25 protein-coding genes are annotated in these 23,160 nt (G+C 55.6%); 14 read left to right on the forward strand and 11 right to left on the reverse strand.

The features are described 5' to 3' along the window. Positions 1-137: 137 nt before the first annotated feature. From KNP83_RS15040 to KNP83_RS03250, 3 genes are all read left to right on the forward strand, one after another. Positions 138-395 (forward strand): hypothetical protein, encoded by a 258-nt coding sequence (locus tag KNP83_RS15040; RefSeq protein WP_251139166.1) that lies wholly within the window; start codon positions 138-140, stop codon positions 393-395. Then, positions 334-765 (forward strand): DUF4352 domain-containing protein, encoded by a 432-nt coding sequence (locus tag KNP83_RS03245; RefSeq protein ID WP_251139167.1) that lies wholly within the window; start codon positions 334-336, stop codon positions 763-765. Before KNP83_RS15040 ends, KNP83_RS03245 begins: the two co-directional genes overlap by 62 nt. Positions 766-913: 148 nt before the next feature. After that, on the forward strand, positions 914-1,555 hold the full coding sequence (locus tag KNP83_RS03250) for a DUF4352 domain-containing protein (protein WP_251139168.1): 642 nt from the start codon (positions 914-916) through the stop codon (positions 1,553-1,555). Positions 1,556-1,591: 36 nt separating this feature from the next. Here KNP83_RS03250 and KNP83_RS03255 read toward each other — a convergent pair whose 3' ends face one another. The 8 genes from KNP83_RS03255 to KNP83_RS03290 form a co-directional block, all read right to left on the reverse strand. Next, positions 1,592-2,089 carry a DUF1572 family protein gene (locus KNP83_RS03255; protein ID WP_214760506.1) on the reverse strand — a complete coding sequence of 166 codons (498 nt, stop codon included), beginning with the start codon at positions 2,087-2,089 and terminating at the stop codon, positions 1,592-1,594. A 280-nt stretch (positions 2,090-2,369) separates the two neighbouring features. Then, entirely contained in the window at positions 2,370-3,035 is a 666-nt protein-coding gene (locus KNP83_RS03260; protein ID WP_214760508.1) for a DUF2225 domain-containing protein, read from the reverse strand. Between the two features lie 9 nt (positions 3,036-3,044). Further along, positions 3,045-3,488, reverse strand: a complete 444-nt coding sequence (locus tag KNP83_RS03265) for a YaaR family protein (RefSeq protein WP_029595028.1) — start codon at positions 3,486-3,488, stop codon at positions 3,045-3,047. Between the two features lie 20 nt (positions 3,489-3,508). Next, a complete protein-coding gene (locus KNP83_RS03270) occupies positions 3,509-4,333 on the reverse strand; it encodes a flagellin N-terminal helical domain-containing protein (protein WP_214760510.1) in 825 nt (274 codons plus the stop codon). Continuing rightward, positions 4,317-4,697, reverse strand: coding sequence for a flagellar export chaperone FliS (locus KNP83_RS03275; RefSeq protein WP_214760512.1), 381 nt, complete (start codon positions 4,695-4,697; stop codon positions 4,317-4,319). The genes KNP83_RS03270 and KNP83_RS03275 overlap by 17 nt, the downstream gene beginning before the upstream one ends. Continuing rightward, positions 4,694-4,984: an EscU/YscU/HrcU family type III secretion system export apparatus switch protein gene (locus KNP83_RS03280; protein WP_214760514.1), complete on the reverse strand. Its 291-nt coding sequence runs from the start codon at positions 4,982-4,984 to the stop codon at positions 4,694-4,696. Before KNP83_RS03280 ends, KNP83_RS03275 begins: the two co-directional genes overlap by 4 nt. 9 nt (positions 4,985-4,993) lie before the next feature. Continuing rightward, on the reverse strand, positions 4,994-6,658 hold the full coding sequence (locus KNP83_RS03285) for a hypothetical protein (RefSeq protein WP_251139169.1): 1,665 nt from the start codon (positions 6,656-6,658) through the stop codon (positions 4,994-4,996). 90 nt (positions 6,659-6,748) lie between these two features. Then, a complete protein-coding gene (locus KNP83_RS03290; protein ID WP_214760518.1) occupies positions 6,749-7,243 on the reverse strand; it encodes a competence protein ComK in 495 nt (164 codons plus the stop codon). A 273-nt stretch (positions 7,244-7,516) separates the two neighbouring features. Between KNP83_RS03290 and cspD the strand changes: the two genes are divergently transcribed. The 11 genes from cspD to KNP83_RS03345 all read left to right on the forward strand — a co-directional run bounded on the left by cspD (position 7,517) and on the right by KNP83_RS03345 (position 19,863). Next, positions 7,517-7,714, forward strand: coding sequence for a cold-shock protein CspD (gene cspD / locus KNP83_RS03295; protein WP_021065411.1), 198 nt, complete (start codon positions 7,517-7,519; stop codon positions 7,712-7,714). Positions 7,715-8,028: 314 nt separating this feature from the next. Next, the gene (hpf, locus tag KNP83_RS03300) at positions 8,029-8,589 is read left to right on the forward strand and encodes a ribosome hibernation-promoting factor, HPF/YfiA family (protein ID WP_214751729.1); all 561 of its coding nucleotides are present in this window, start codon (positions 8,029-8,031) and stop codon (positions 8,587-8,589) included. Positions 8,590-8,730: 141 nt separating this feature from the next. Then, positions 8,731-11,253: a preprotein translocase subunit SecA gene (gene secA / locus KNP83_RS03305; protein ID WP_214760520.1), complete on the forward strand. Its 2,523-nt coding sequence runs from the start codon at positions 8,731-8,733 to the stop codon at positions 11,251-11,253. A gap of 54 nt (positions 11,254-11,307) precedes the next feature. Next, the gene (gene prfB / locus KNP83_RS03310; protein ID WP_214760522.1) at positions 11,308-12,408 is read left to right on the forward strand and encodes a peptide chain release factor 2; all 1,101 of its coding nucleotides are present in this window, start codon (positions 11,308-11,310) and stop codon (positions 12,406-12,408) included. Positions 12,409-12,469: 61 nt separating this feature from the next. Beyond that, complete coding sequence (locus KNP83_RS03315; protein ID WP_214760524.1) at positions 12,470-13,327, forward strand: YitT family protein; 858 nt, start codon at positions 12,470-12,472, stop codon at positions 13,325-13,327. Positions 13,328-13,434: 107 nt separating this feature from the next. Then, on the forward strand, positions 13,435-13,767 hold the full coding sequence (cccB, locus tag KNP83_RS03320; protein ID WP_021065416.1) for a cytochrome c551: 333 nt from the start codon (positions 13,435-13,437) through the stop codon (positions 13,765-13,767). A gap of 434 nt (positions 13,768-14,201) precedes the next feature. Continuing rightward, the gene (ftsE, locus tag KNP83_RS03325; protein ID WP_214751732.1) at positions 14,202-14,888 is read left to right on the forward strand and encodes a cell division ATP-binding protein FtsE; all 687 of its coding nucleotides are present in this window, start codon (positions 14,202-14,204) and stop codon (positions 14,886-14,888) included. Continuing rightward, a complete protein-coding gene (gene ftsX, locus KNP83_RS03330; RefSeq protein WP_214760526.1) occupies positions 14,878-15,780 on the forward strand; it encodes a permease-like cell division protein FtsX in 903 nt (300 codons plus the stop codon). Before ftsE ends, ftsX begins: the two co-directional genes overlap by 11 nt. 30 nt (positions 15,781-15,810) lie before the next feature. Continuing rightward, positions 15,811-17,184, forward strand: coding sequence for a murein hydrolase activator EnvC family protein (locus KNP83_RS03335; RefSeq protein WP_214760530.1), 1,374 nt, complete (start codon positions 15,811-15,813; stop codon positions 17,182-17,184). Positions 17,185-17,282: 98 nt separating this feature from the next. After that, complete coding sequence (locus tag KNP83_RS03340) at positions 17,283-18,686, forward strand: S41 family peptidase (RefSeq protein ID WP_214760532.1); 1,404 nt, start codon at positions 17,283-17,285, stop codon at positions 18,684-18,686. A gap of 40 nt (positions 18,687-18,726) precedes the next feature. Then, positions 18,727-19,863 (forward strand): PDZ domain-containing protein, encoded by a 1,137-nt coding sequence (locus KNP83_RS03345; RefSeq protein WP_214760534.1) that lies wholly within the window; start codon positions 18,727-18,729, stop codon positions 19,861-19,863. Between the two features lie 41 nt (positions 19,864-19,904). Here the strand turns inward: KNP83_RS03345 and glpK are convergent, their stop codons facing one another. The 3 genes from glpK to KNP83_RS03360 all read right to left on the reverse strand — a co-directional run bounded on the left by glpK (position 19,905) and on the right by KNP83_RS03360 (position 23,146). Then, the gene (glpK, locus tag KNP83_RS03350) at positions 19,905-21,422 is read right to left on the reverse strand and encodes a glycerol kinase GlpK (RefSeq protein WP_214760536.1); all 1,518 of its coding nucleotides are present in this window, start codon (positions 21,420-21,422) and stop codon (positions 19,905-19,907) included. A 30-nt stretch (positions 21,423-21,452) separates the two neighbouring features. Further along, complete coding sequence (locus KNP83_RS03355; RefSeq protein ID WP_214760539.1) at positions 21,453-22,160, reverse strand: MIP/aquaporin family protein; 708 nt, start codon at positions 22,158-22,160, stop codon at positions 21,453-21,455. Positions 22,161-22,261: 101 nt separating this feature from the next. Further along, positions 22,262-23,146, reverse strand: coding sequence for a sulfite exporter TauE/SafE family protein (locus KNP83_RS03360; RefSeq protein WP_214760541.1), 885 nt, complete (start codon positions 23,144-23,146; stop codon positions 22,262-22,264). Positions 23,147-23,160 lie beyond the last annotated feature (14 nt).

A 23,160-nucleotide genomic window follows, 5' to 3' on the forward strand; every position in this document is an offset into this window, starting at 1 on the left:
TCAAGGTCGTTTCCATGACCTTGACTTTTATTTGTTCAGGGTAATAACCTTCAACTTTTTCTTACACCGGTCAGGCTAGACAATCCAGTATGCTCATCTTATCAACCACCACTCACACGAAAAGGGAGAGAGTTAAAATGAACATGAAACGATACGGATTGTTGCTAGCCTTACCATTGACGCTACTTGTCGGATGCGGGGAAGCCGATGAACTGAAGACGACCGCGACCGACACAGAGGAAGTCGTCGAGGCGGAGAAGACGGAAGAACCGGTTTCGGAATCCACAACAGATGCGGAAGTACAGGAGAGTGAGCTAGGCTCGAACCAGTTACATGAAGAACAAGGCGCTCGATATCAAAGAGACGATTGGCTCCGTCAACTTCGCCATCGATAAAGTGCAGACGTCACGGCTCACCGTCAACGAAGCGTATCGCGATTCGTTCGATGGACAAGAAGAAGTGACGGTCGTCGCGATGAATGTCATCGTCGAAAACACGATTGACGACACGATTAGTTTCCATCCGAATCAGGCGACGCTCGTGACGAACACGGGTGAACAAGTGTCAGCCGACTTATGGTTCTCGGATGATGTCGGCGGGGAGTTCCTCGGCAAAGTGAAGAAGGAAGGGAACGTCCTCTTCTTCGTCAAAGCGATGCCGGAAAAGCTAGGGGACGTGAAAGTCGTCATCGATGGACCTTCTGATGCGAACTATCAGTCAATCGGGGAATCCCGTTACGAATATACAATCAACGTCGAGAAATAAGCAATGGCCGCTCCAGGGAACTGGTGCGGCCGTTTTGTGTCCTGACTAATACCTAAAAAATTTTACGTTTCACTCGAATTCCCTTCTAAAAATGGGGAATAAGATTTATATAAGTTGGAAAAGTCTAGAGGTAAAGGAGAGGATTGGATTGAAGTCGTACGGATTCATCTTAGCCATTCCCTTGCTCATGTTAGTCGGATGTGGAGACGCGGGGTCTTCATCGACTACTACCGAACCTACCAGTCAAAGTGAAAGCGTTCCGTCGACAGACAGCCAAGAAAAACCGCAAGAAACAGAAACAGTGAAGGAGGAAGAATTTGAAGTTCAAGAAGATGAGGTTGGCCGCAGTCAAATTTATATGAAGAATCGGAATCTTGGGATTGAAGAAACGATTGGGCCAATCATCTTTCAAATCGATAAGGTGCAAACGCTTCGTCTAGAAGTCGCTTCTGATTATCGATTCATGTTCGATGATCAAAAAGAAGTGACCATCGTCTCGTTCAATGTCATTGTCGAAAATACGAGTGACGAGACGGTCAGTTTTCATCCGAACCAAGCCAGGCTTGTGACAAACACAGGCGAACAGGTTAATGCTGACATCGTCATTTCAGAGGATGTAGGCGGAGAGTTTTTAGGGAAAGTGAAAAAAGAAGGTGGGGTACTGTTCCATGTCGAATCGATGCCGGAAGAGCTGACAGAAGTCCGATTCGTCGTCGAAGGCCCTTATGATGATCAATATCGTCCGATTGCCGAGGAGCGATATGAATACACAATCGATGTCACCAAATAACAAGAACGCGCATCTCCACGATGCGCGTTCCTTTATTTATCGTTGATGCGGCAACGGGATCGTCAACACGTTCCAGTTCTCGCCGGCGAATACTTTCGCGAGATAAACGATTTGTCCGACGTGATAACTGTAGTGCGACACTTGCTTCTCGATCGCCCAGATGACGGTCTTCTCCTCGCCGCGGATGAAAACGGTCTTGCCGAGGTCTTCCGGTGTGAGGCTCGCCAATACGTCGTCCAACAATCGCCAACGTTCATCCCACGTCGCCATCAGTTCGACGCGGGACTGTTGCTGGTCCTCGAACTCGGCGTCACGGTTCCGGTCCGGCTTCTCGCCGTCCGTCGTCAAAAAGTCGGTCCAGCGCGACTTCATGTTGTTCGAGATGTGCTGGACGATGACCGTGAGCGAGAGCGTGTCCTTCGCGAGCACGCGATGCATGTCCTCGTCGCTCACTTGCTTCAACGCATCCTCGGCGAGTTGTTTCTGTTCTTGGAAAATCGAGCGTACCGTTTCGATATAGCGGACTTCAAACATGGAATGACCTCCTTTAGATTCCTACTAAGCATACCCCATTCTAGACGTGATAAAAATAATAGTAAAATAGCGATATTCGAATTATAATAAGAGAGAACCGTGCAAGACGCCACCGCGTGGTCGGTTCTTGGGTGCCCTGTTTAGGTTTAGACGGGAGTCATGTTCCGTCGATCTCCTTTCGGTTTGGGGGTTCATCCTTATAGAGAATCGATCGCGTTTGTCCGTGAGTGGATGAGCGCGGTTTTTTGTATGTGAAAAGGGAGAGCCGCGGCTCTCCCTTTTACGCGTGTTCGATTCTAAAGTCTTCCCAATGCGACCGGGCTTGTGTGCGGATCCGCTCCGACACTTCCTTGCTACCGAGCAAGATGCCGTACCAACGCCTCGCGTCCTCATACAGACCGAGCGCGGCCGACAAGTCGGCGATCCGCAGCATGAGCTGGTCGTACGGGAGGCCGGTCCGGACTTGGTCCGTGTACGCCTCTTGTACTTCGTTGTATTTGTCGAGCGTCCGTTTCATCCATTCCTTCTCGGACGCCTCATTCCCCGTCAGGCGATACATCCAGACGAGCCGCATGCCGAGCATGGCGACGACGGACGGCTTCTGGCCGCTCAGTTGGGCCGTCACGACGGCGAACTTGTAGAGCCGGATGACGTGATCGGCCGAGCGGTCGCCCGCGAGCGCCTCGGCATTGACCCGGTCGAAGTAGCCATTCTCGAGCGCTTCGCGATGCGTCTTTCGCACCTTGTCGAACGAGTCGTGGAAGACGAGGTGACAATGGCTACAGACGGTCGGCTCATAAAAGTACGGGTTGGCACCGTCGTACGTCGTATACCCGTCCTTCGCAACTTCCTGCGGTCGGATATGACGCGACAAGACACGCGGCGTCTCGCTTTGCTTCAAGCAATACGGACATTTTACTTTTTTCGAAAAGATATGTTCTGCCATCATCTCACCTCACACGTATACGTTGACGAGCAGGCCACGAATCTCGCCGACCTGGTCGAGGAGCGACAGACGTGATGCTTCGCCCGAGATGACCTGGTCCGTTAGCGCGAGCAGCTTCTGGTCGACTTGTTCGACAATCTTATAGATTTTGGCGCGACCGCGGCGGTTGAAGCCGCGTTTGTCCTCGAGGCGAAGCGCCGCGTCAACGGCGTCTTTCATAAAGTCTTTAATGAGCTGTTTATATTCAGCGAGTGACTCGACCGTCTGGCTCTCGGCGAGGAGCTCACCTTTCTCGTGGATGGCCGCGATTTGGCGTTGGAAGCGCTCGTGCTCGCGGTCCTCACGTTTTTGACCGATGACGTTCTGGAACGATACGCCGGGCTCAGCCTCGGGGCGTTTCGCCTTACCGGCGCCGTGAAGCGACTGCGTCTCCATGATGCGACGAATGTCCATAGGATCCGTCCTTCCTTAAGTTAGTTCAACAATTGTAGCACGCCTTGCGGCAAGGCGTTCGACTGGGCGATCATCGCCATGCCGGATTGGTTCAAGATGTTGAGGCGGGCGAAGTCCATCATCTCGCGCGCCATGTCGGCGTCACGGATGCGTGACTCGGACGCCGTCAAGTTCTCGGACCCGATCGTCACGACGCTCACGTTCGCCTCGAGCCGGTTCTGGATGGCACCGAGTTTTGAACGTTCGAGTGATACCTTTTGAATCGCGGCGTCGAACTTGGCGATGGCGTCATTGGCGCCACCTTGTGTCGTCACGTCTAAGCCGTCGATTCCGAGCGCGCCGGCGCGCATGTCGTCGACGTTCAAGACGACGCCCTCGCCGCTGCCGGCACCGAGTTGGAAGAAGAGCGTCTCATTGCCGGCGATAAAGTCACCGTTCATGATTTTCTTCGAGTTGAACTCGGTCGTCTCGGCAATCCGGGTCACTTCATCCGTGAGCGCAGCAATCTCGTCTTGAATCGCCTTGGCGTCATCACCGCTCAGCGTCCCGTTCGACGCTTGGACCGACAACTCGCGCATCCGCTGCAGGAGGGCGTGCGTCTCGCTCATCCCGCCTTCAAGCGTCTGGGTGAGCGAGATACCGTCGAGCGTGTTGCGTTCGGCCATCGACAACGAGTCGAGCCGGATGCGCATCTTCTCAGAGATGGCGAGTCCGGCCGCGTCGTCGGACGCCTTGTTGATGCGGACCCCGCTCGAGAGGCGGTCCATCGTCTTCTTCATCGTCGCCTGATTGACGGTGAGCGATGAGTAGGCTTTCAGTGCCTGGACGTTATTGGTAATTTTCATAGCGGTTTCCTCCTGCCGGTACGGGTTTCAGACGGGCATTCTCGATCGCCTCGCCCCATGTCTGGTCGAGCTCGGTCGCGAGACCGTGAAGCTCCTCGATTTTATCCATGTCTTGCTCGATCAGCGCCTCGAGGCTCGATTTCGCCATATAGAGGTAAAGCTCATCGAGTTGAGCTGAAATAATGCCACCGCCGTCGTGGAGGCCTTGGTGAAGCTTCGCGAGCAGTTCACGCGCTTGGCGCAAATGGCGGTTGCGTTCGGCGATGGTCGCCGTCCTGGCTTGTTCATAATGATAGACGAGCGCGTGGAGCATCGCTTGGGTCAGCTCTTCCGGGCTCATTTCGTATAGTCGGTTCGGGTTCATGATGGGTCTCCTTTGATGGTGTCGAGTTCTTCAATCAGTAATAGCACTTCGGCCATGACGTCATACAGTTGGGGCGGAATCGCGTCCCCGAGGTCGAGGTCGAGCAGGTGGCCAAGGAGCGAATGGTCATGCTCGATGGCGACGCCGCGCGCTCTCGCCTCATCTAAGATTTTATCGGCGACGGCGCCGGTGCCGCGGGCGACGATGACCGGGGAGCGGTCAATCGTCTCGTCATAGCGGACGACGGCGGCCGTCTTGCGCTTTGTCAAATCCATGCGTTGATACATAACAGCCTCCTAGATGCGGAAATCATAGCCGGTCGTCTCGAGCGTCGGGCGCTCGGTCTCCGGTCGGTCAGACTTCGTCAATGGGCGGAACTGGGTCGTCACACTCTTGTAGCCGATCGCCTCGAGCGTCGTCTCGATCTTGCCGAGTAGGGGACGGGCGAGTGCCTCGACGGTCGGGTCATCGTGTTCGAGCGTGAGCCGGAGATTCCGGTCGATCGCTTCGAGCTTGACGCCGATCTCGCCGAGCCGTGGCGTCTCGAGCCGGATATAGAGCACACTGTTCTCCCAGTCGACGACGTCCCCAGCCTCCCGGTTTTGGATATGGACGTGGATGCCGGTGTCGATCTCTTGGACTTTCGCCGGCAAGGCGAGGATGAGCTGGTGGAGCTGCCCGCCGTCGAGCCGATTCAACGTCTGTTGGACTTGGAAGAACGAGGCGAGCCGTTGCGCCTCGGGTGTCGCCGCGTCGGCTTTCATCGACAGCGTCGACGCCTGGACGCGCTGCGCCGTCTCTTGGATGACGCGGCCCGATAGGTTCGGGTCGACTTTGAACGGCGTGACGCGCGGCAGTTCGCCGGCACGGGTCGCCTGATGCGGGATGTATTCGAGACGGACGTGATTCGGCACGTACCGGAACTCGTTCAAGCTGGCGCGCACTTCTTTGATGAGCGCGGCGCTCTCGGCCGGTTTCGTCGACAGCAACCCGAGGGCGACGTCGAGCTTCGCTGTCATCGCGACGAGCGCCTTCTCTTGGGTCGCGCTCGTATGTAACAAGGCGTCCGTCTTTTGGATGAGTTGCGTCAAGCGGGTCGATACCGTCTCGAGCGCGGGCCGGGCCTGATGCGGGTTCGTCTCGACGAGGGTGGCGACTTGGCCGAGTTGTTTCGTCACCGTCACTTGTTCGCTTCGGAACGTGTTCGTCACGGTCGCGAGATGCGTCGTCACTTCTTTGACGAGCACCGGGCGTCCGAGGGCAGGCGGTAACGCCTCGCGCGGTTCGATGCGCACAGGGCGCGGCTCCGGCAACTCGTTGATGAGCCGGTCGACCGTCTCCGGTGTCGGTGTCATACGCTCGCTGACCGGGCGCGACAGGTTGACGTGCTCGATGAACCGTTCTTTCTGCGGGTATGGCGCGTCGGGCGCCGGTAGTTTAAGTTGTTGTCTCGCTTCATCTAATGACGCGATGGCGAGATCGCGCGCGACGTCACGCGGGAGCGTCGGCGCCTCGACTGTCTTCAGCCAAAGGACGGCGTCGCGCATGTCGCCTTTGAAGACGGTCTCGAGCAGTCGCACCGTGTCCTCGTTCATCGGCAACCGTCCCGATTGGAGCAGACGGCTGACGGCGCTGCGGACCTCGGGCGGGAGCGATGCGAGCAACGCCTGAATCTTCGTATCGAGTTTCACCGGTTGACCGGTTGACGTGTCCGGCGTCTCGCTCTCGGGCTTGACGACGATTGTCGCGATGAGCTGGCCGTCCTGTTCGGCGAGCGTCAGTTGAAACGGGTTCGTCTTCGGGAGCCCGCCCTCGAACGTGACCTCGACGTGCTCGCCGTTGATTTTGACGATCCCGGTGTCGGGTCCGGTCTGTTTGACGAGCTCGGCTTTATAGATGCGGTTCGTCTGGATGCCGGCTGTGACCGCGACGGCCGCGGTCATGGGGGCTTGGATTTGCATAGTTGTCACCTCGACCAATATATCGACCTCTTTTTCAAAAAGTGAAGTGAAACCGGCAGAAAAAAACCTCCCGTCGAATCGACGGAAGGGTCAAGAGTTGAGCGTGGCACTCTGGTTTAATTGTTGGAACCGCGCGACGAGTTCGCCCGTCGCTTTCAACTGATTGCGGAGGACGTATGAGGTCGCATTCGTGGTGATCCGGTGACCGTTCTGGGTGACGACCAAGCCTTTCGACTCGATCGGGTCGCTCGTGATGTCACGGATGTGCGACCAGGCGTACCATTCACATTCAGGCCGTTTCGGGGACATCGTCGGGAAGAAGACGAGCCCGGACGTCGGTTCGATGACGACCGGCACTTTGCCTTTGATTCCGGCGACGCGCTTGGCGACAAAGATGCGCTCCTCAATCGAACTGCTGTACTGGCGGCAGGAGAGCTGCAAGAGCTGGTAGGGCCGGAGCGGGGTCTTGATCTCGGAGCCGTCCTCGAGAATGACTCGTGATTCCCAAGCTGTCTCGTAACATGGCATAATAGCGACCGTTCGCTTCGTAATACGGTACTTTTCCTCGGAATGGTAGGGGCGCATATGGCTGCACCGTCCTTTTCGTATTAGATTTTCAGGCTCGGCTCGCCCGGATGGCGTACAAACCTAAATCATCCCCTTCATGATATATCACAAAATATGTAAATTCAATAACTCTATATGAAAAGTAGGGAAATATAATTCCAATGTAAGCCAAAAGACGATTCATTTACAAAAAATTGAGAAAGTGTTTGTCACGCTTCCAAGAAGGTGGTAAGATTACCGATAGAGGGAAAGCCTCTGTATTCTTCAATGGTGAAAGGAATGGATTTACACATGGTAGGTAAAGTAAAATGGTTTAACTCAGAAAAAGGTTTTGGATTCATCGAAGTAGAAGGCGGCAAAGACGTATTCGTACACTTCTCTGCAATCCAAACTGACGGCTACAAATCACTTGACGAAGGTCAAGAGGTAGAATTTGAAATCGTTGATGGCGAGCGTGGCCCACAAGCGGCTAACGTTACAAAATTATAATTTCAAACCGGAAGCCGGTTCCCTCGTGGAGCCGGCTTTTATTTTTTTTACATAACGTCTTTCGAATCAAAATCGCGTTTAAGAACAGGGAGAACGGGTAGTTTGTTTCTATACCGCCGATTCAAGTTGAAGACGATCCATTCGGAACAAAATTGTCATTATTTTCTGATGATAACGTTTTCAAACGATTTGAATTCGGGGTATACTATAAATGAGCCACCTGGTTCCACTTTCTTTTTTTAGAAATGAAGCAGGAGATTCGGTCCACATCGACGAATCATTGGGTCAAGTGGTTATTTTAAGGAGGAGTTCAGATGATTTATAACATTCGCGGCGAAAACATTGAAGTCACACCAGCTATTCAAGACTATGTCGAGAAAAAGTTGGACAAATTGACTCGGTATTTCACAACTCCTACGGATGCACAGACGGCTTACGTCAACTTGAAAGTGTACAACGAGAAACAAAAAGTGGAAGTGACGATCCCGATGCCGAACTTGTTGCTCCGTGCTGAGGAAACAAACCTCGACATGTACGCGGCGATCGACCTCGTCGTCGATAAATTGGAACGTCAAATCCGTAAGCACAAAACGAAACTCAACCGTAAATCGCGTGCCAAAGAAGGCGGTATCGGCGAGTACTTCAAGTCACTCGAAGGTCCTGAGGACGTGGTCGTTTACGACGAGGACGAGGCAGAACTCGAACTCGTGCGGACGAAGCGTTTCACGCTCAAACCGATGGATACGGAAGAAGCGATTCTTCAGATGGACATGCTCGGCCACAGCTTCTTCGTCTTCTCAGACGCAGAAACGGGCAACACGAACGTCGTCTATCGTCGTAAAGACGGGAAATACGGCTTGATCGAACCAGAATAATTCAACCTTGAAACCACACGGCCCTCCAATGCGGAGGGCCGTTTCGTTTGGCCTTTCCTTGAAAGCGAGGGTCACTTCGGTTAAACTGTACATTAGGGAAAAAACATGCATTTTTCAGTGAATGCAGAGGAGATAAAGCGTATGGCGAACTTTTTGAAAGATTTATTTGCTCCACAGAAACGAGTATTGAAAAAAGCAGAAAAAGCGGCCGACCTCGTCGAGTCGTTCGCCGAACCGATTAAAGCCTTGTCTGACGAAGCACTTCAGGCGAAGACGGTCGAGTTCCGGGAACGTTTGGACAAGGGCGAGACGCTCGATGATATCTTGCCGGAAGCGTTCGCGGTCTGCCGCGAGGCGTCCGAGCGTGTGCTCGGTATGCGCCACTATCGCGTCCAGCTCATCGGGGGCTACGTGCTCCATAACGGTGACATCTCTGAGATGAAGACCGGGGAAGGGAAGACGCTCGTCGCGACCCTCCCAGTCTATTTGAACGCGCTCACGGGCCGTGGCGTCCACGTCGTGACGGTCAACGAATATTTGGCCCGCCGTGACAAAGAACTCATGGAGCCGCTCTACTTCGCGCTCGGCCTCTCGGTCGGCCTCAACGTGTCGAACATGGACCGTGTCGAGAAGCAGGCGGCGTACAACTGTGACATCACCTACTCGACGAACAACGAGCTCGGTTTCGACTACTTGCGTGACAATATGGTCCTTTATAAAGAAGACCGTGTCCAACGCGAGCTCTACTTCACAATCGTCGATGAAGTCGACTCGATTCTCGTCGATGAAGCGCGGACCCCGCTCATCATCTCCGGGTCGGCCCAGAAATCGACAGAGCTCTACACGCGGGCCGATGCTTTCGTCCGCACGCTCAAAATCGAGGACGACTACACGGTCGACGTGAAGACGAAGTCGGTTCTCCTTACTGACAAAGGGGTCGACCTCGCCGAGAAGTTCTTCGGTATCGACAACTTGTTCGCAATCGAGCACGTCTCGGTCAACCACCACGTCGGGCTCGCCCTTCGTGCCAACGCCGTCATGCATCATGACGTCGACTATATGGTCCGCGACGGCCAAGTCATGATCATCGACCAGTTCACCGGTCGGGTCATGGACGGACGCCGCTACTCGGAAGGGTTGCACCAGGCGATCGAGGCGAAAGAAGGCGTCGAGATTCAACGCGAATCGATGACGCTCGCGACGATCACGTACCAGAACTACTTCCGTATGTATGAGAAGCTGGCCGGGATGACCGGAACGGCGAAGACGGAGGAAGAAGAGTTCCGTAACATCTACAACATGCAAGTCGTAACGATCCCGACGAACAAACCGATCCTTCGGGAAGACCGCTCGGATCTCATCTTCAAATCGATGGACGGCAAGTTCAAAGCCGTCGTCGAAGAAATCATGGCAGCCCACGCGACGGGACAACCGGTCCTCGTCGGGACGGTCGCCGTCGAGACGTCGGAGCATTTAAGCAAGCTTCTCTCGAAGAAGAAAATCAAACACGAAGTCTTGAACGCGAAGAACCACGCCCGTGAGGCCGAGATCGTCGAGAACGCCGGTCAAAAAGGTTCGGTCACGATCGCGACGAACATGGCCGGACGCGGAACCGACATCAAGCTCGGTGAAGGCGTCATCGAGCTCGGCGGATTATACATCATCGGGACCGAGCGCCACGAGTCACGCCGGATCGACAACCAGCTCCGTGGACGGGCCGGACGTCAAGGAGACCCGGGTAAATCCCAGTTCTACTTGTCACTCGAAGATGAACTCATGCGCCGCTTCGGGACGGACAGCCTCCAGAACATGATGGAGCGCCTCGGCATGGACGACACGCAACCGATTGAGAGCCGCATGGTCTCGAAAGCGGTCGAGTCGGCCCAGAAACGTGTCGAAGGGAACAACTATGACGCTCGGAAACAGCTCCTCGGTTACGATAACGTCATGGCCGACCAACGGAAGGTCATGTACAAAGACCGGGCCAGCATCCTCGAGAACGAATCGGTCACGGACATCGTCCGTTCGATGATTCAAGAGACGGTCGAGACGGGTGTGGCGCAATATACGCCGCTCGAGCTCGTACCGGAAGAGTGGAACATCGACGAGCTCGCGCACTGGGCCAACCAGACTCTCGCCCTCGAACAGCCGGTCGAAGGCAAGGACTTCTACGGCAAAGAGCGCGAAGAGATCATCGAGCTCCTCGCTGAACGCACGAACGCGCAGTATGAGGCGAAACGCCAACTCGCGCCGCCGGAACGCTTCAACGAGTTCGAGAAGATTATCGTGCTCCGTGCCGTCGACTCACACTGGATGGCGCACATCGACCACATGGACCAACTCCGTCAAGGAATTCACTTGCGTGCGTACGGTCAGAACGACCCGCTCCGCGAGTATCAGGCGGAAGGTGTCAACATGTTCGACGCGATGAACGCGGCCATCTCCGAAGAAGTGACGGGCTTCGTGCTTCGTGCCGAAGTCGGTGACAACCTCCGACGCGAGAAAGTCGTCGAGGAGGAAGTGGCGGTGTCTGGCAAGGACGATACGCCGCTCAAGAAAAAGCCGGTCCGTCGTTCGGAAGACCAACGGCTCGGGCGCAACGACCCGTGCTGGTGTGGTTCAGGCAAGAAGTTCAAAAACTGCCACGGCAAACAACAGGCTTAATTTTGAAAGAGGCGGGCCCGCTCGCCTCTTTCCTACGGAAAGGTGACCTACACTATGGAAATTTCAGATATTCGCAACGAACTCGAGGCGATGGCGAAACGCCTCGAGAATTATCGCCAATCGCTCAACCTGACAGAGAAGCAGGCCCGCATCGCCGAGCTCGAGAACGAGATGACGTACCCAGACTTCTGGGACAGCCAAGAGAAGGCACAGAAAGTCATCGACGAGTCGAACGCGCTCAAAGCGATGGTCGACAAATATCAAGAGCTCGCCGATGGGCATGAAGACGGCGAAGTCACGCTCGAACTGATCAAAGAAGAGCCGGACGCCGAGATGCAAGACGAGTTGGCAGAAATGGTCACGGCGCTCAAAGCCGATTTCGACGCCTTCGAGCTCGAGATCCTCTTGAACGGGCCGTACGACGCCAACAACGCCATCCTCGAGCTTCATCCGGGGGCGGGCGGTACCGAGTCGCAAGACTGGGCATCGATGCTCCTCCGCATGTATCAGCGCTTCGCCGACAAGCAAGGCTGGAAAGTCGAGACGGTCGACTATCTGCCGGGCGAAGAGGCCGGCGTCAAGTCGGTCACGCTCCGCATCGTCGGGCACAACGCCTACGGTTACTTGAAGGCGGAGAAAGGGATTCACCGCTTGGTGCGCATCTCGCCGTTCGATTCGTCGGGCCGCCGTCATACGTCGTTCGTCTCGTGTGACGTCATGCCGGAGTTCGATGACGACATCGAAGTTGACATCAAGACCGAAGACCTCCGAATCGATACGTACCGCGCGTCAGGCGCCGGCGGTCAGCACATCAACACGACCGACTCGGCCGTCCGGATCACACACGTGCCGACGGGCGTCGTCGTCTCGTGTCAGACGGAGCGTTCGCAAATCAAGAACCGTGAGTCGGCGATGAAGATGCTCAAGGCGAAACTGTATCAACGCGAACTCGACGAGCAGCAACGCAAGCTCGATGAGATCCGCGGCGAGAAGACAGACATCGGTTGGGGCAGCCAAATCCGCTCGTACGTCTTCCACCCGTACGCGATGGTCAAAGACCACCGGACGAGCTATGAAGTCGGGAATACGGGCGGCGTCATGGATGGGGACATCATGGGCTTCATCGACGCTTACCTCCGCAAGACAAATATGTGATGCAAGTGGCTCAAGGACTCCTGTCTTTGGGCCACGTTGTATGTAGAGGAGAAAACCTTTAATGAAGCAAATCGTCAAAGACTACATGTATTTACTGACCGGGTCCGTGTTCGTCGCCTCGGCGTTCAGCTTGTTCCTGTTGCCGAACAACCTCGCCTCGGGCGGCGTCAGTGGCATCTCGATCATCACGTACGAGCTGTTCAATATCTCGCCGGGGGCGTTCCAGCTCGTGTCGAACGTGTTGCTCCTGCTCGTCGGCTGGATGATTCTCGGGCTTGGCTTCGGCGTGAAGTCGCTCGTCGGGTCGATTTTCTTGCCGAGCGTGATCTTATTTTATGAAGCGATCGACGCGGGGGCGGCCGTCAATGATACACTGCTCGCGGCCGTGTTCGGCGGGGCCGGCGTCGGGATCGGGCTCGGCCTCATCTTCCGGGGGCGCGCCTCGACCGGGGGGATGGATTTGCTCGCGCAGATTCTACATAAGTTCACCCACATCCCGCTCTATCTCTGTATCGCCATCCTCGACGGAGCGGTCGTCCTCGTCGCTGCCGTCACGTTCTCGTTCACGACGGGGCTATATGCACTCATCGCCCTCTTCATCACAATCAAGATGATCGACTTCGTCCAGCTCGGCTTCACGCAGGACAAGATGGCGTACGTCATCTCGGAGAAGCGGGACGTCATCACGCGTGCCGTCTTCGATGAGCTCGACCGCGGCGCGACAGAGATTCAAGCGATCGGGGCGTATTCGCGTCTCGACCGCCCGATGTTGCTCGTCGTCGTCCGTCAGAACGAGGTGAGTCGTTTGAAAGAGATCATTCGCCGTATCGATCCCGACGCGTTCCTCATCTTCAGCGAGGCGCACGAGGTGATGGGGCAAGGGTTCACGTCCGATAAGCGCTATATCAACGTTCCCTAAGTTGTGGAATCTTTGTGTATTTTTCGTGAGTTAGGTTAGAAAGCGGTTCATAACGGCTATAATGGTAAAAGTAGGTTATTTCTACGACATAGGAGGGGAACCTGATTATGAAGAAATGGATGATGGCGATCGGACTTGGCGCCATGCTCACGCTCGGTGCGTGTGGCGGTGGCGATGAAGAAGAGTCGACGAGCAACGGGGACGGCGCGAACACGGCGTCGGTCGACGCGGAAGCGGTCTACGCACAAAACTGTGCGGCCTGCCACGGTGCAAACCTAGAAGGCATGAGCGGTCCGAAACTTTCGGACGTCGGTTCACGTCTATCGGCGAGTGAAATCGAAGAAGTCATCAAGAACGGGAAAGGCGCCATGCCTGCGAACGTGATTGAGGACGAAGAAGAAATCACGGCCGTCGCGGCTTGGCTCGCCGAGAAAAAATAATCATGGGGAACCACGAGGCGACTCGTGGTTTTTTTTGTCTTCATTTCCTTTAACTAAATATGAAGCGCCCATGATTCAGTGGAAGCATTCACAGATGCAGGTATCTTTTGAATGTGCGTTTCATCATCTGTGTCCGAGTCGTGAAATCATTCTTCAACGCGACAATTTCACACCGAACCCCATCCAACTGAAACATTCCTGTAATGGTTATTTAAAAGTCCGATTGCTATAATTGTAGGCGCTTGAACAATATCGCCTGGCGTAATTTACAGACAGGTGGACACGAACGGCGTCCCTTGACAGGACGAGTGCTTATCGTGTAGAACAGAGGCTAGACGAAAATATTCACTTAACTAACTAATCCAATCTTCGTCATAGATGCATGAAATAGGATAGATGCATGAAAAATATATAAAAAGGGTAGGGAATACGTTATGATCTCGATGCAAAAAGTCAGCAAAGTATATCCGAACGGCGTCGTCGCCGTCGATGACCTCGAGTTAGAGATTCAAGACGGCGAGTTCTTATACGTCGTCGGACCATCCGGCGCCGGGAAATCGACGTTTATGAAAATGATTTATCGGGAGGAGAAACCGTCGAGTGGTCTTCTTTTGATTGATGGGATTGACGTCGGCAAGTTGAAAAACCGCCACGTCCCGAAACTGCGCCGTCAACTCGGCGTCATCTTCCAAGACTATAAGTTGTTGCCGTCATTGACGGTATATGAGAACGTGGCGTTCGCGCTCGAAGTCGTCCAGGCCGACACGAATACGATGCGCAAGCAAGTCATGGACGTGTTGAACCTCGTCGGACTAAAGCACAAGGCGCGCAACTATCCAGATGAACTATCGGGTGGGGAGCAACAGCGTGTGTCGATCGCTCGGGCCATCGTCAACAAGCCAAAACTTATCATCGCCGATGAGCCGACGGGTAACTTGGACCCGGATACGGCTTGGGGCATCATGGAAGTGTTTGAAGAGATTCACCGTCGCGGGGCGACTATCGTCATGGCGACCCACAACCGTGATATCGTCGACAAGATCCGCCATCGCGTCATCGCGATCGAGAACGGGAAAGTCGTACGCGATGAAGAGAAAGGAGCTTATGGCTATGATATTTAAAAGTGGATTCCGTCATCTACGCGAAGGGTTCAAGGGAACACTACGCAACGGTTGGATGACGTTCGCGGCCATCAGTGCCGTTACCATCACCTTGTTACTTGTAGGGGTATTCGCCCTCGTCATGTTCAACGTCAATGAGATTTCAGAGAACGTCGAGAACGACGTAGAGATCCAAGTATTCGTCACTCGGACCGCGGAGGAAGCGAACGTCGAGAAGCTCGGCGAGAATATAGAGCAGATTCCAGGCGTCGCCTCAGTCACGTTCAGCTCGAAAGAGGATGAACTGGAGAACTTCCGCAACCAGCTCGGCGAAGATGCGAACGCCTACGGGACGGTCGAGAAGGACAACCCGCTCCACGACCGCTATATCGTCAAGGCGTCAGACCCGCTCAACACGGAGACGGTCGCGGACGCGGTGCAATCACTCGCGAACGTCGATAAGGTCACATATGGACAGGACTATATCGATAAGATGTTCGCCTTCTTCAACGGGATTCGCATCGGCGGACTCGTATTGATCGTCGGTCTCACGCTCATGGCGATGTTCCTCATCTCGAACACGATCAAGATGACGATCTTCTCACGCCGTCGCGAAATCGAGATCATGCGTCTCGTCGGAGCGAAAAACAGCTTTATCCGCTGGCCGTTCTTCATCGAAGGGCTTCTCCTTGGAGTATTCGGTGCGCTCATCCCGATCGCCGTCATTTACTTCGGTTATGACGTCGCATATAGTGCTTTACAACCATCGCTAGATCAACTGAATAGTGATATATTTAAATTGATTGATCCATCGATTTTGACGACGCAAGTGTCACTCGTCCTCTTGGCGCTCGGTGCCTTCATCGGGATCTGGGGTTCGACGACATCGCTCGGTCGATTCTTGAAAGTCTAATCTAATTTAAATATGAGGAGGAGTTGGCGGATGAAACGTTCGCTTGCGCTTGGATTAAGTTTGACGCTACTTGCCTCGCCTGTATGGGCGACGGAGAAAGACACGCTGAAAGCACGACAAGATCGGTTATCCAATCAATTGGAGGAATCCAAGAAAGCGCAAGACGAGACGGACGCCGAGCTCGAAGTCACCGAGGCGGAACGCGACGCGGTATCGACAGAAATCCGTGCCGTCAATGAACGTCTCGAAGGCTTAAGTGAACAGATCGCCGTCCAGCAGGAAGAAGCGGACGCGGCGCGCACCGAGCTCGAGGTCACCCGTGATCAACTCACTGCCCAAGGGCAGTACCTCGAAAGCCAGAAGGCGCTCCTTAGTGAGCGCCTTCGTGTGCTTCAAATACACGAGGACCGGTCCTATCTCCAAGTCGTCTTTGAGTCCCGTTCATTCGGAGACTTCGTGACGCGGCTATTGACCGCGCAGACGATCGCCGATCAGGACCGGGACCTCATACATAGCTATATGAGTGAAGTCGAGCGGCTCGAAGCGCTCGAGGCACGGCAGCGGACCCAGCTCTCGTTCCTTAAACAGAAAGAGCGAGAACTCGTCGTGACGAAACAAGCGCTCGACGTCGCCGCCGAACAAAAGCGCGATTTGTTGTCGGAACTGAACGAACAAGTCGAACTGCTCGAGCTCGAGAAGATGAGCCGTGAAGAAGAACAGGAGCTCATGAGTGAGCAGAGCCGCATCATCGCCGGTCAACTCGAAGCGATCGCGCAAGCGGAGCGGGAAGCCGCCGCCCGCGCCGAGGCCGAAGCGAAGGCGAAGGCCCAAGCGGAAGCGCAGGCAAAAGCCGAGGCAGAGGCGAGAGCACGGGCCGATGCCAAAGCGGAAGCGGACAAGCGGGCGGACGCCAAAGCGCCGACCGCCCCGGCGCCAGCCCCGACACCACCACCGCCTGCAGAGGCGCCGACGAACGTGACGGGACCGGCGACCTCGTTCGTGCGTCCGGTATCAGGCTACGTGTCGAGCCCGTTCGGCCCTCGTCAAAACCCGCTCACGGGCGTGGCCGAGTCGCATCGCGGCATCGACCTCGTCAATGCGACCGGGACACCGATCGTCGCAGCGGCACCTGGCATCGTCATCAAGGCGGCCCCGGCGACCGGTTACGGCAACGTCGTCTTCGTGTCCCATATCGTCGGCGGGGAAGTGTGGACGACCGTCTATGCGCACCTCAATGCGATCACGGTCACGTCCGGTCAGACGGTCGGCGCCGGTCAGACCGTCGGCACGCTCGGCAACACGGGCTGGTCGACCGGCCCGCATCTCCACTTCGAATTGCATCGCGGACAATGGGCGCCAGGGCAACCGAACGCGGTCGACCCGGGTCCATACATCGGTTACTGATGAGACGGACGTGTTCCAAATTTCTGGAACACGTCCGTTTTTCTGAACTTTTTGCTATACTGGATGAAAGACTGACAAAGAGAAATGAGGGACTACCCGTGAAAAATACAACCGCAGGATTATTAGCTGGCGCCACGTTCGTCGCCGGAGCCGGTGCTGGGCTCGCGACGATGGCGTTCACCGATGCGCCGTTACCGCTTCAACCGAAAGCAGAAGGCTGGGACAAGGTGGAACAAGTCCGCCAATTGATTGAGACGCATTCGTTGAAGGATATCTCAGAAGAGGACTTGTTGACCGGTGCCCTCGACGGGATGACGGCAGCGCTCGACGACCCGTACTCGGACTTCCTCGACGCCGAAGAGACGTCGCAGTTCACCGACTCGATTGAGTCGAGCTTTGAAGGAATCGGCGCGACTTTGGAGAAGAAAGGAGAAGACATCTTAATCGTCGCTCCAATCAAAGGCGCACCAGCCGAGGCGGCGGGCCTCCGGGCCGGAGACGTCATCACGGCGGTCGACGGGGAGTCGATTGAAGGGATGGCCGTCGAAGAGGCGGTCCAACTCATCCGAGGCGAGAAAGGGACCGTCGTCACGCTCACGATCCGTCGCGGTGGCCAAGAGGCCGACTATGAGATCACACGTGACACGATTCCGATCGAGACCGTCTACTCGGAAGTGAAAGAGCAGGACGGGAAGAAAATCGGCTATATCGAGGTGACCCAGTTCTCTGAGCCGACGGCCGATGAGTTTTTGGAGCAGCTCGAGACGCTCGAGTCAGAAGACATCGACAGCCTCATCATCGACGTACGCGGGAACCCGGGTGGCTTGCTTCCTGCCGTCATCGAGATGACCGGAGGGTTCGTCCCGACGAATAAACCGGTCGTCCAAATCGAGAACGCGGACGGGGAACGCGAATCGCAGAGCGGCCGCGCCCGCGAGGCGAAACCATACGACTTGTTCGTCTTGACGGACGAGGGATCGGCGTCGGCCTCTGAGATTTTGGCCGGGGCGCTCAAAGAAGGGGCCGGCGCCACAATCATCGGCAACAAGACGTTCGGAAAAGGGGTCGTCCAGACGGCGTTCGATCTCGAGGACGGCAGCAACTTGAAGCTGACGACGAGCAAATGGCTCACGCCGGACGGCAACTGGATTAACGAGAAAGGCATCGAGCCGGACGTCGAGGTCAATCAACCGGATTACTTCGGGGTGAACCGCATCCTCGCCGATACGGACGAACTCAAAGTCGGCGACTTCGGCGAGGCGGTGTCGAACCTGCACACTGTGCTGTCGGGCATCGGCTATGAGCCGGGCGGGCAGCCGGGGTATTTCGGTGACACGATGGCCCGTGCCGTCAGCGACTTCCAGGCCGACAATAACTTGCCGGAAGACGGGGTCGTCAATGAGGCGACGGCGTCGGCGCTCGAGTCACGCTTGCTCGAGGTGATTCAAGATGAGGCGAACGATGCCCAATTGAACCGTGCGCTCGAAGAAGCTGCAAAATAAGGATTAGGGAAAGGATTGGACAAGTGTGGACGTTCTACGAATGAGTTTTACTGCTTTGTTGACCTTGATCGGTAGTCCGCTACTCTGGGCGACGCTCGTCGCCCTCGCTTACATATCCATGACGCGCATCAAACGGGAGCGGGGCATGTTCCGCTCGCGGCGACGTTCGCCGAAATCGGACTGGCGCCATTTCGTATGGCCGAGCCTGTTGCTCGCCGTCATCGGTTCAGCCGCATTGATTTTACTCGAGACGACCGTCAACTGGGAGTGGCTCATGACGTTCAGCGTGCTGTATGCGCTCATCGTCTTGACGATGCACCCGCGCTTCAGCAGTCCGGCGTTCCCGTTCCTGCTCATGTTGATGGCCATCGCACTGCGTGACGTCGTCGACTATGGCGCCGTCTCAAGTTGGATGGACCGGCTGGCCGAGGTCGAGTGGACGGTATACGCGCTCGTGTTCGGTGTCGTCACCTTGGCGGAAGCGATTCTCTTACGTTGGAACGGACCAATCGAGACGTCACCGACGCTCATCTTGTCCAAACGAGGCCAGTTCATCGGCGGGCATGTCGTCAAACGGCTTTGGTTCTTCCCGCTCGTCGTCTTTTTGCCACCATCGTTCGGACTCGACATGCCGGTACCGGTCATCTTGCCGATTCCGATTGGGGTCAGCCTGTTGTCGACCGGCGCCTTGCCGGGGACGCTCCTCGGGCGCCTGAGCCTGTATCGCGGTCTGCTCGCGCTCGTCGCGCTCGGCATGTTCGGGGCGTCGTACGTCATCGACATACCGTATGCGGCCTACGGGTTGCTCGGCGTGTTCGTCTTGTATGAGCTCGCGTTGCAACTCATCAAGCGCGAGAATCGGGGGACGACACCGGTGTTCATTAACGGGAATCGGGGCGCGGTCATCATCGACACGCTCCCGGGTTCGCCGGGTGAGGCGATGCAGCTCATCCCGGGCGAGTCAATCTATAAAGTGAACGGCACGGTCATCACAGGCGGGAGTAGCTTCTATGAGGCGCTCCAGCTCCATAAGCCGTACATCAAGCTCGAGGTGCTCAATTTGAACGGAGACATTCGTTTCGTGCAACGGGCGATGTATGAGACCGACCCGCACGAGCTCGGCATCTTGTTCGTCGTCGAACCGGCGAGCCCGCGTCTACGGTTACGGAAATTATAAAAGGGAGCATCCTCAGCGGGTGCTCCCTTTCGTTCGTTCGATTAAAGTTCAAGCTTCGATGGTTTGAAGCCCATCGTCGCTTCGACAGCGTGTTGCCAGCCTTTATACAGATTTTCACGGTGTGACTCGTCCATGTTCGGTTCAAACTTGTGATCGAGTTTCCACTGTTGCTTGATTTCGGATTGGTCTTTCCAGAACCCGACAGCGAGTCCTGCGAGGTAGGCGGCACCGAGGGCCGTTGTCTCGCTCACTTCCGGACGTTCGACTGGCACGTTCAAGATGTCCGATTGGAACTGCATGAGGAAGTTGTTGTTGACCGCACCACCATCAACGCGGAGCGTTTTCAACTCGATGCCAGAATCTTGTTCCATCGCCGTCAATACGTCGCGCGTCTGATATGCGAGGGATTCAAGCGTCGCCCGAACGAAATGTTCTTTCTCCGTACCACGTGTAAGGCCGAAGATGGCACCACGTACGTCTGAGTTCCAGTACGGTGCACCGAGACCGACGAAGGCAGGGACGACGTAGACGCCGTCAGTCGTTTCGACCCGGTTGGCGTACTGTTCTGTATCTTTCGCCGACTTAAGCATGCGGAGTCCGTCGCGAAGCCATTGGATGGCCGAACCTGCGACGAAAATCGATCCTTCGAGCGCATATTCGACTTTACCGCCATAACCCCAAGCGATTGTCGTGAGCAACCCGTGGTCCGATTTGACGGCTTCTTCGCCCGTGTTCATGAGCATGAAGCAACCCGTACCGTACGTGTTCTTCCCTTCCCCTGACTCGAAGCAAGCTTGACCGAAGAGGGCAGCCTGTTGGTCACCGGCCGCACCGGCAATCGGCACTTCGAAGCCGAAGAAATGATACGGGATCGTGTTGGCGTATACTTCACTCGACGGTTTGACTTCCGGGAGCATCGATTTTGGTACCGTCAGAATCTCGAGGAGCTCATCGTCCCACTTCTGCTCATAGATGTTGTACATGAGCGTCCGCGAGGCGTTCGAGTAATCCGTGACGTGGGCGTGACCGCCTGACAGTTTCCAGATGAGCCACGTGTCAATCGTCCCGAAGAGGAGGTCGCCGGCTTCCGCTTTCTCGCGGGCACCTTCGACGTTATCGAGAATCCATTTGACTTTCGTTCCTGAAAAGTAGGCGTCAATCAAGAGGCCCGTCTTGTCGCGGAACAAGTCCCCATGTCCGGCCGCGTTCAGCTCGTCACAGATGCCAGCCGTCTGCCGCGATTGCCAGACGACCGCGTTATAGACTGGTCGTCCTGTCGATTTCTCCCAGACGACGGCAGTTTCCCGTTGGTTCGTGATCCCGATGGCAGCGATCTCTTTTGGATCGATATCCGCCGATCCGAACGCCTCGGCCATGACGGCGAGGACAGAACCCCAAATCTCGTTGGCGTTATGCTCGACCCAGCCCGGTTTCGGGAAGTACTGTTTGAACTCACGTTGAGCGACCGTGACGATTTTTCCGTCGTGGTCGAAGATGATGGCGCGTGAGCTCGTCGTTCCTTGGTCAAGTGCTAAAATGTAACGTTTTTCTTTCTCCATATGAGAGAGCCTCCTTAGAAATTAGAAAGATTATGGTACGAGAATGCCGTAAATCAAGGCGGCGATGATTGCACCGATGATTGGTCCGACGACCGGGATCCATGAATAGCCCCAGTCCGACGTACCTTTGCCTTTGATTGGAAGGATCGCATGGGCAATCCGTGGCCCTAAGTCACGCGCTGGGTTGATCGCATATCCCGTTGTACCACCGAGCGAGAGACCGATTGAAACGACGAGGAAACCGACGATTAACGGATTCAAACCGTCCGTGAACGTGTTAGCCCCGAATGATAAAATCCCAAAGACGAGAACGAACGTCCCGATGATTTCCCCGATTACGTTATACGGCGTACTACGAATTCCCGGTGCGGTCGAGAACGTGGCGAGTTTGGCGCCTGGATCGTCGGTTGCATCATAGTGAGGCTTATAATGGACATATACGAGGACGGCCCCGATGAACGCCCCGATAAACTGCGCCAAGATGTAGCCTGGCACATCAGCCCAAGGGAATGAGCCTGCTGTCGCGAGCCCGACCGTGACGGCAGGGTTCAAGTGCGCCCCTCCGTAGATTCCGGCCGCGTATACCCCGATCATAACGGCGAAGCCCCAACCGAACGTGATGACGACCCAGCCTGCGTTCTCCGCTTTCGAATGGCGGAGGACGACGCCGGCGACGACACCGTTTCCGAGCAAGATGAGTAGCATTGTACCAATAATTTCGCTGACGAATGCTGACATGTGATACTCCCTTCCTTCCATATTAAATTTGGCTTACCACTTCATTATATGCCCCAAATGTAAGCGTTTCAAAACCGAGTATGCAAAAAAAGCCACTTTTCTTATGAAAAGTGGTTTTGATTGACAAAATGCCGTTTGAAGTCGAATGCAATCCCGATCAGAAAGACGAGCAGGACCGCCAAACTGACGTATGCGAGCGGCGCGTAGAGGGCGGCACCGAGGTCGAGCGCGATTGAGACGATGACGGCCACATATAACCAGGCGAGCCGGGTGGAGATCTCTTTATCGTGATAACGATTCGTGAGTGAGGCGCCGAGCGGGGCCCCGATGAACGCCCCGACGACCAACGCGAGCGGTGTCATATAGTCGAGCGACAGTGACGGAAGGTAGCCGACGAGTCCGCCGAGCGAGATGAACAGGACGGCGGCCAGGCTCGTCCCGACCCCGCGATGCGTCGAGAAGCCGAGCCAACTGACGAGCAGCGGGACGATGATAAAGCCGCCACCGATGCCGAGCAGGGCCGACAAAAAACCGGCCATCATCCCAATGACGAGAGCCGCGACGAGCGATGATTTTTTCGGCTTCTGCGGTTTCGATGTTTTCTTTAATAGCGTAACGGCAAAATAAGATAGGATAGCCAGATAAAATAGGTTGAGCAACCAGTCATATGTTCCCGAGATCGAGAGGACGAGCCGGCTCGACAGTTGCGCCGTGACGGCACCGGCCAAGCCGACCGTGATACCTGTCGACCACGACACGTTGCCGAGAGACGTATGTTTCTTGGCGCCGGACAGGCTCGTCCCGACAACGAACAAGAGCGACGTGGCGACGGCCTCGGCCGCCGAGTATCCACTAAAGAGCAGCACCGGGACGATGATGACCCCGCCGCCGATGCCGAAAAAACCGGACAAGGCGCCGACGATGGCACCGAGCGGGATAAAGAGAAGCGACCACATGACGACCAACTCGTTTCTGTTTAGATTCATTCTCCATGATAACG

The sequence above is a fragment of the Exiguobacterium sp. s146 genome (genome assembly GCF_018618415.1).
Lineage (GTDB): Bacteria > Bacillota > Bacilli > Exiguobacteriales > Exiguobacteriaceae > Exiguobacterium.

What these genes read in the sequence shown, in the direction of transcription:
- prfB (WP_214760522.1), top strand. Translation starts at nt 11,308, where the DNA reads ATGGAAATTTCAGATATTCGCAACGAACTCGAGGCGATGGCGAAACGC.
- KNP83_RS03285 (WP_251139169.1), bottom strand. Translation starts at nt 6,658, where the DNA reads ATGCAAATCCAAGCCCCCATGACCGCGGCCGTCGCGGTCACAGCCGGC.
- hpf (WP_214751729.1), top strand. Translation starts at nt 8,029, where the DNA reads ATGATTTATAACATTCGCGGCGAAAACATTGAAGTCACACCAGCTATT.
- ftsX (WP_214760526.1), top strand. Translation starts at nt 14,878, where the DNA reads ATGATATTTAAAAGTGGATTCCGTCATCTACGCGAAGGGTTCAAGGGA.
- KNP83_RS03265 (WP_029595028.1), bottom strand. Translation starts at nt 3,488, where the DNA reads ATGGACATTCGTCGCATCATGGAGACGCAGTCGCTTCACGGCGCCGGT.
- KNP83_RS03335 (WP_214760530.1), top strand. Translation starts at nt 15,811, where the DNA reads ATGAAACGTTCGCTTGCGCTTGGATTAAGTTTGACGCTACTTGCCTCG.
- KNP83_RS15040 (WP_251139166.1), top strand. Translation starts at nt 138, where the DNA reads ATGAACATGAAACGATACGGATTGTTGCTAGCCTTACCATTGACGCTA.
- cspD (WP_021065411.1), top strand. Translation starts at nt 7,517, where the DNA reads ATGGTAGGTAAAGTAAAATGGTTTAACTCAGAAAAAGGTTTTGGATTC.
- KNP83_RS03345 (WP_214760534.1), top strand. Translation starts at nt 18,727, where the DNA reads ATGAGTTTTACTGCTTTGTTGACCTTGATCGGTAGTCCGCTACTCTGG.
- ftsE (WP_214751732.1), top strand. Translation starts at nt 14,202, where the DNA reads ATGATCTCGATGCAAAAAGTCAGCAAAGTATATCCGAACGGCGTCGTC.
- KNP83_RS03255 (WP_214760506.1), bottom strand. Translation starts at nt 2,089, where the DNA reads ATGTTTGAAGTCCGCTATATCGAAACGGTACGCTCGATTTTCCAAGAA.
- KNP83_RS03245 (WP_251139167.1), top strand. Translation starts at nt 334, where the DNA reads ATGAAGAACAAGGCGCTCGATATCAAAGAGACGATTGGCTCCGTCAAC.
- KNP83_RS03280 (WP_214760514.1), bottom strand. Translation starts at nt 4,984, where the DNA reads ATGTATCAACGCATGGATTTGACAAAGCGCAAGACGGCCGCCGTCGTC.
- KNP83_RS03360 (WP_214760541.1), bottom strand. Translation starts at nt 23,146, where the DNA reads ATGAATCTAAACAGAAACGAGTTGGTCGTCATGTGGTCGCTTCTCTTT.
- KNP83_RS03355 (WP_214760539.1), bottom strand. Translation starts at nt 22,160, where the DNA reads ATGTCAGCATTCGTCAGCGAAATTATTGGTACAATGCTACTCATCTTG.
- KNP83_RS03275 (WP_214760512.1), bottom strand. Translation starts at nt 4,697, where the DNA reads ATGAACCCGAACCGACTATACGAAATGAGCCCGGAAGAGCTGACCCAA.
- secA (WP_214760520.1), top strand. Translation starts at nt 8,731, where the DNA reads ATGGCGAACTTTTTGAAAGATTTATTTGCTCCACAGAAACGAGTATTG.
- cccB (WP_021065416.1), top strand. Translation starts at nt 13,435, where the DNA reads ATGAAGAAATGGATGATGGCGATCGGACTTGGCGCCATGCTCACGCTC.
- KNP83_RS03270 (WP_214760510.1), bottom strand. Translation starts at nt 4,333, where the DNA reads ATGAAAATTACCAATAACGTCCAGGCACTGAAAGCCTACTCATCGCTC.
- KNP83_RS03290 (WP_214760518.1), bottom strand. Translation starts at nt 7,243, where the DNA reads ATGCGCCCCTACCATTCCGAGGAAAAGTACCGTATTACGAAGCGAACG.
- glpK (WP_214760536.1), bottom strand. Translation starts at nt 21,422, where the DNA reads ATGGAGAAAGAAAAACGTTACATTTTAGCACTTGACCAAGGAACGACG.
- KNP83_RS03315 (WP_214760524.1), top strand. Translation starts at nt 12,470, where the DNA reads ATGAAGCAAATCGTCAAAGACTACATGTATTTACTGACCGGGTCCGTG.
- KNP83_RS03260 (WP_214760508.1), bottom strand. Translation starts at nt 3,035, where the DNA reads ATGGCAGAACATATCTTTTCGAAAAAAGTAAAATGTCCGTATTGCTTG.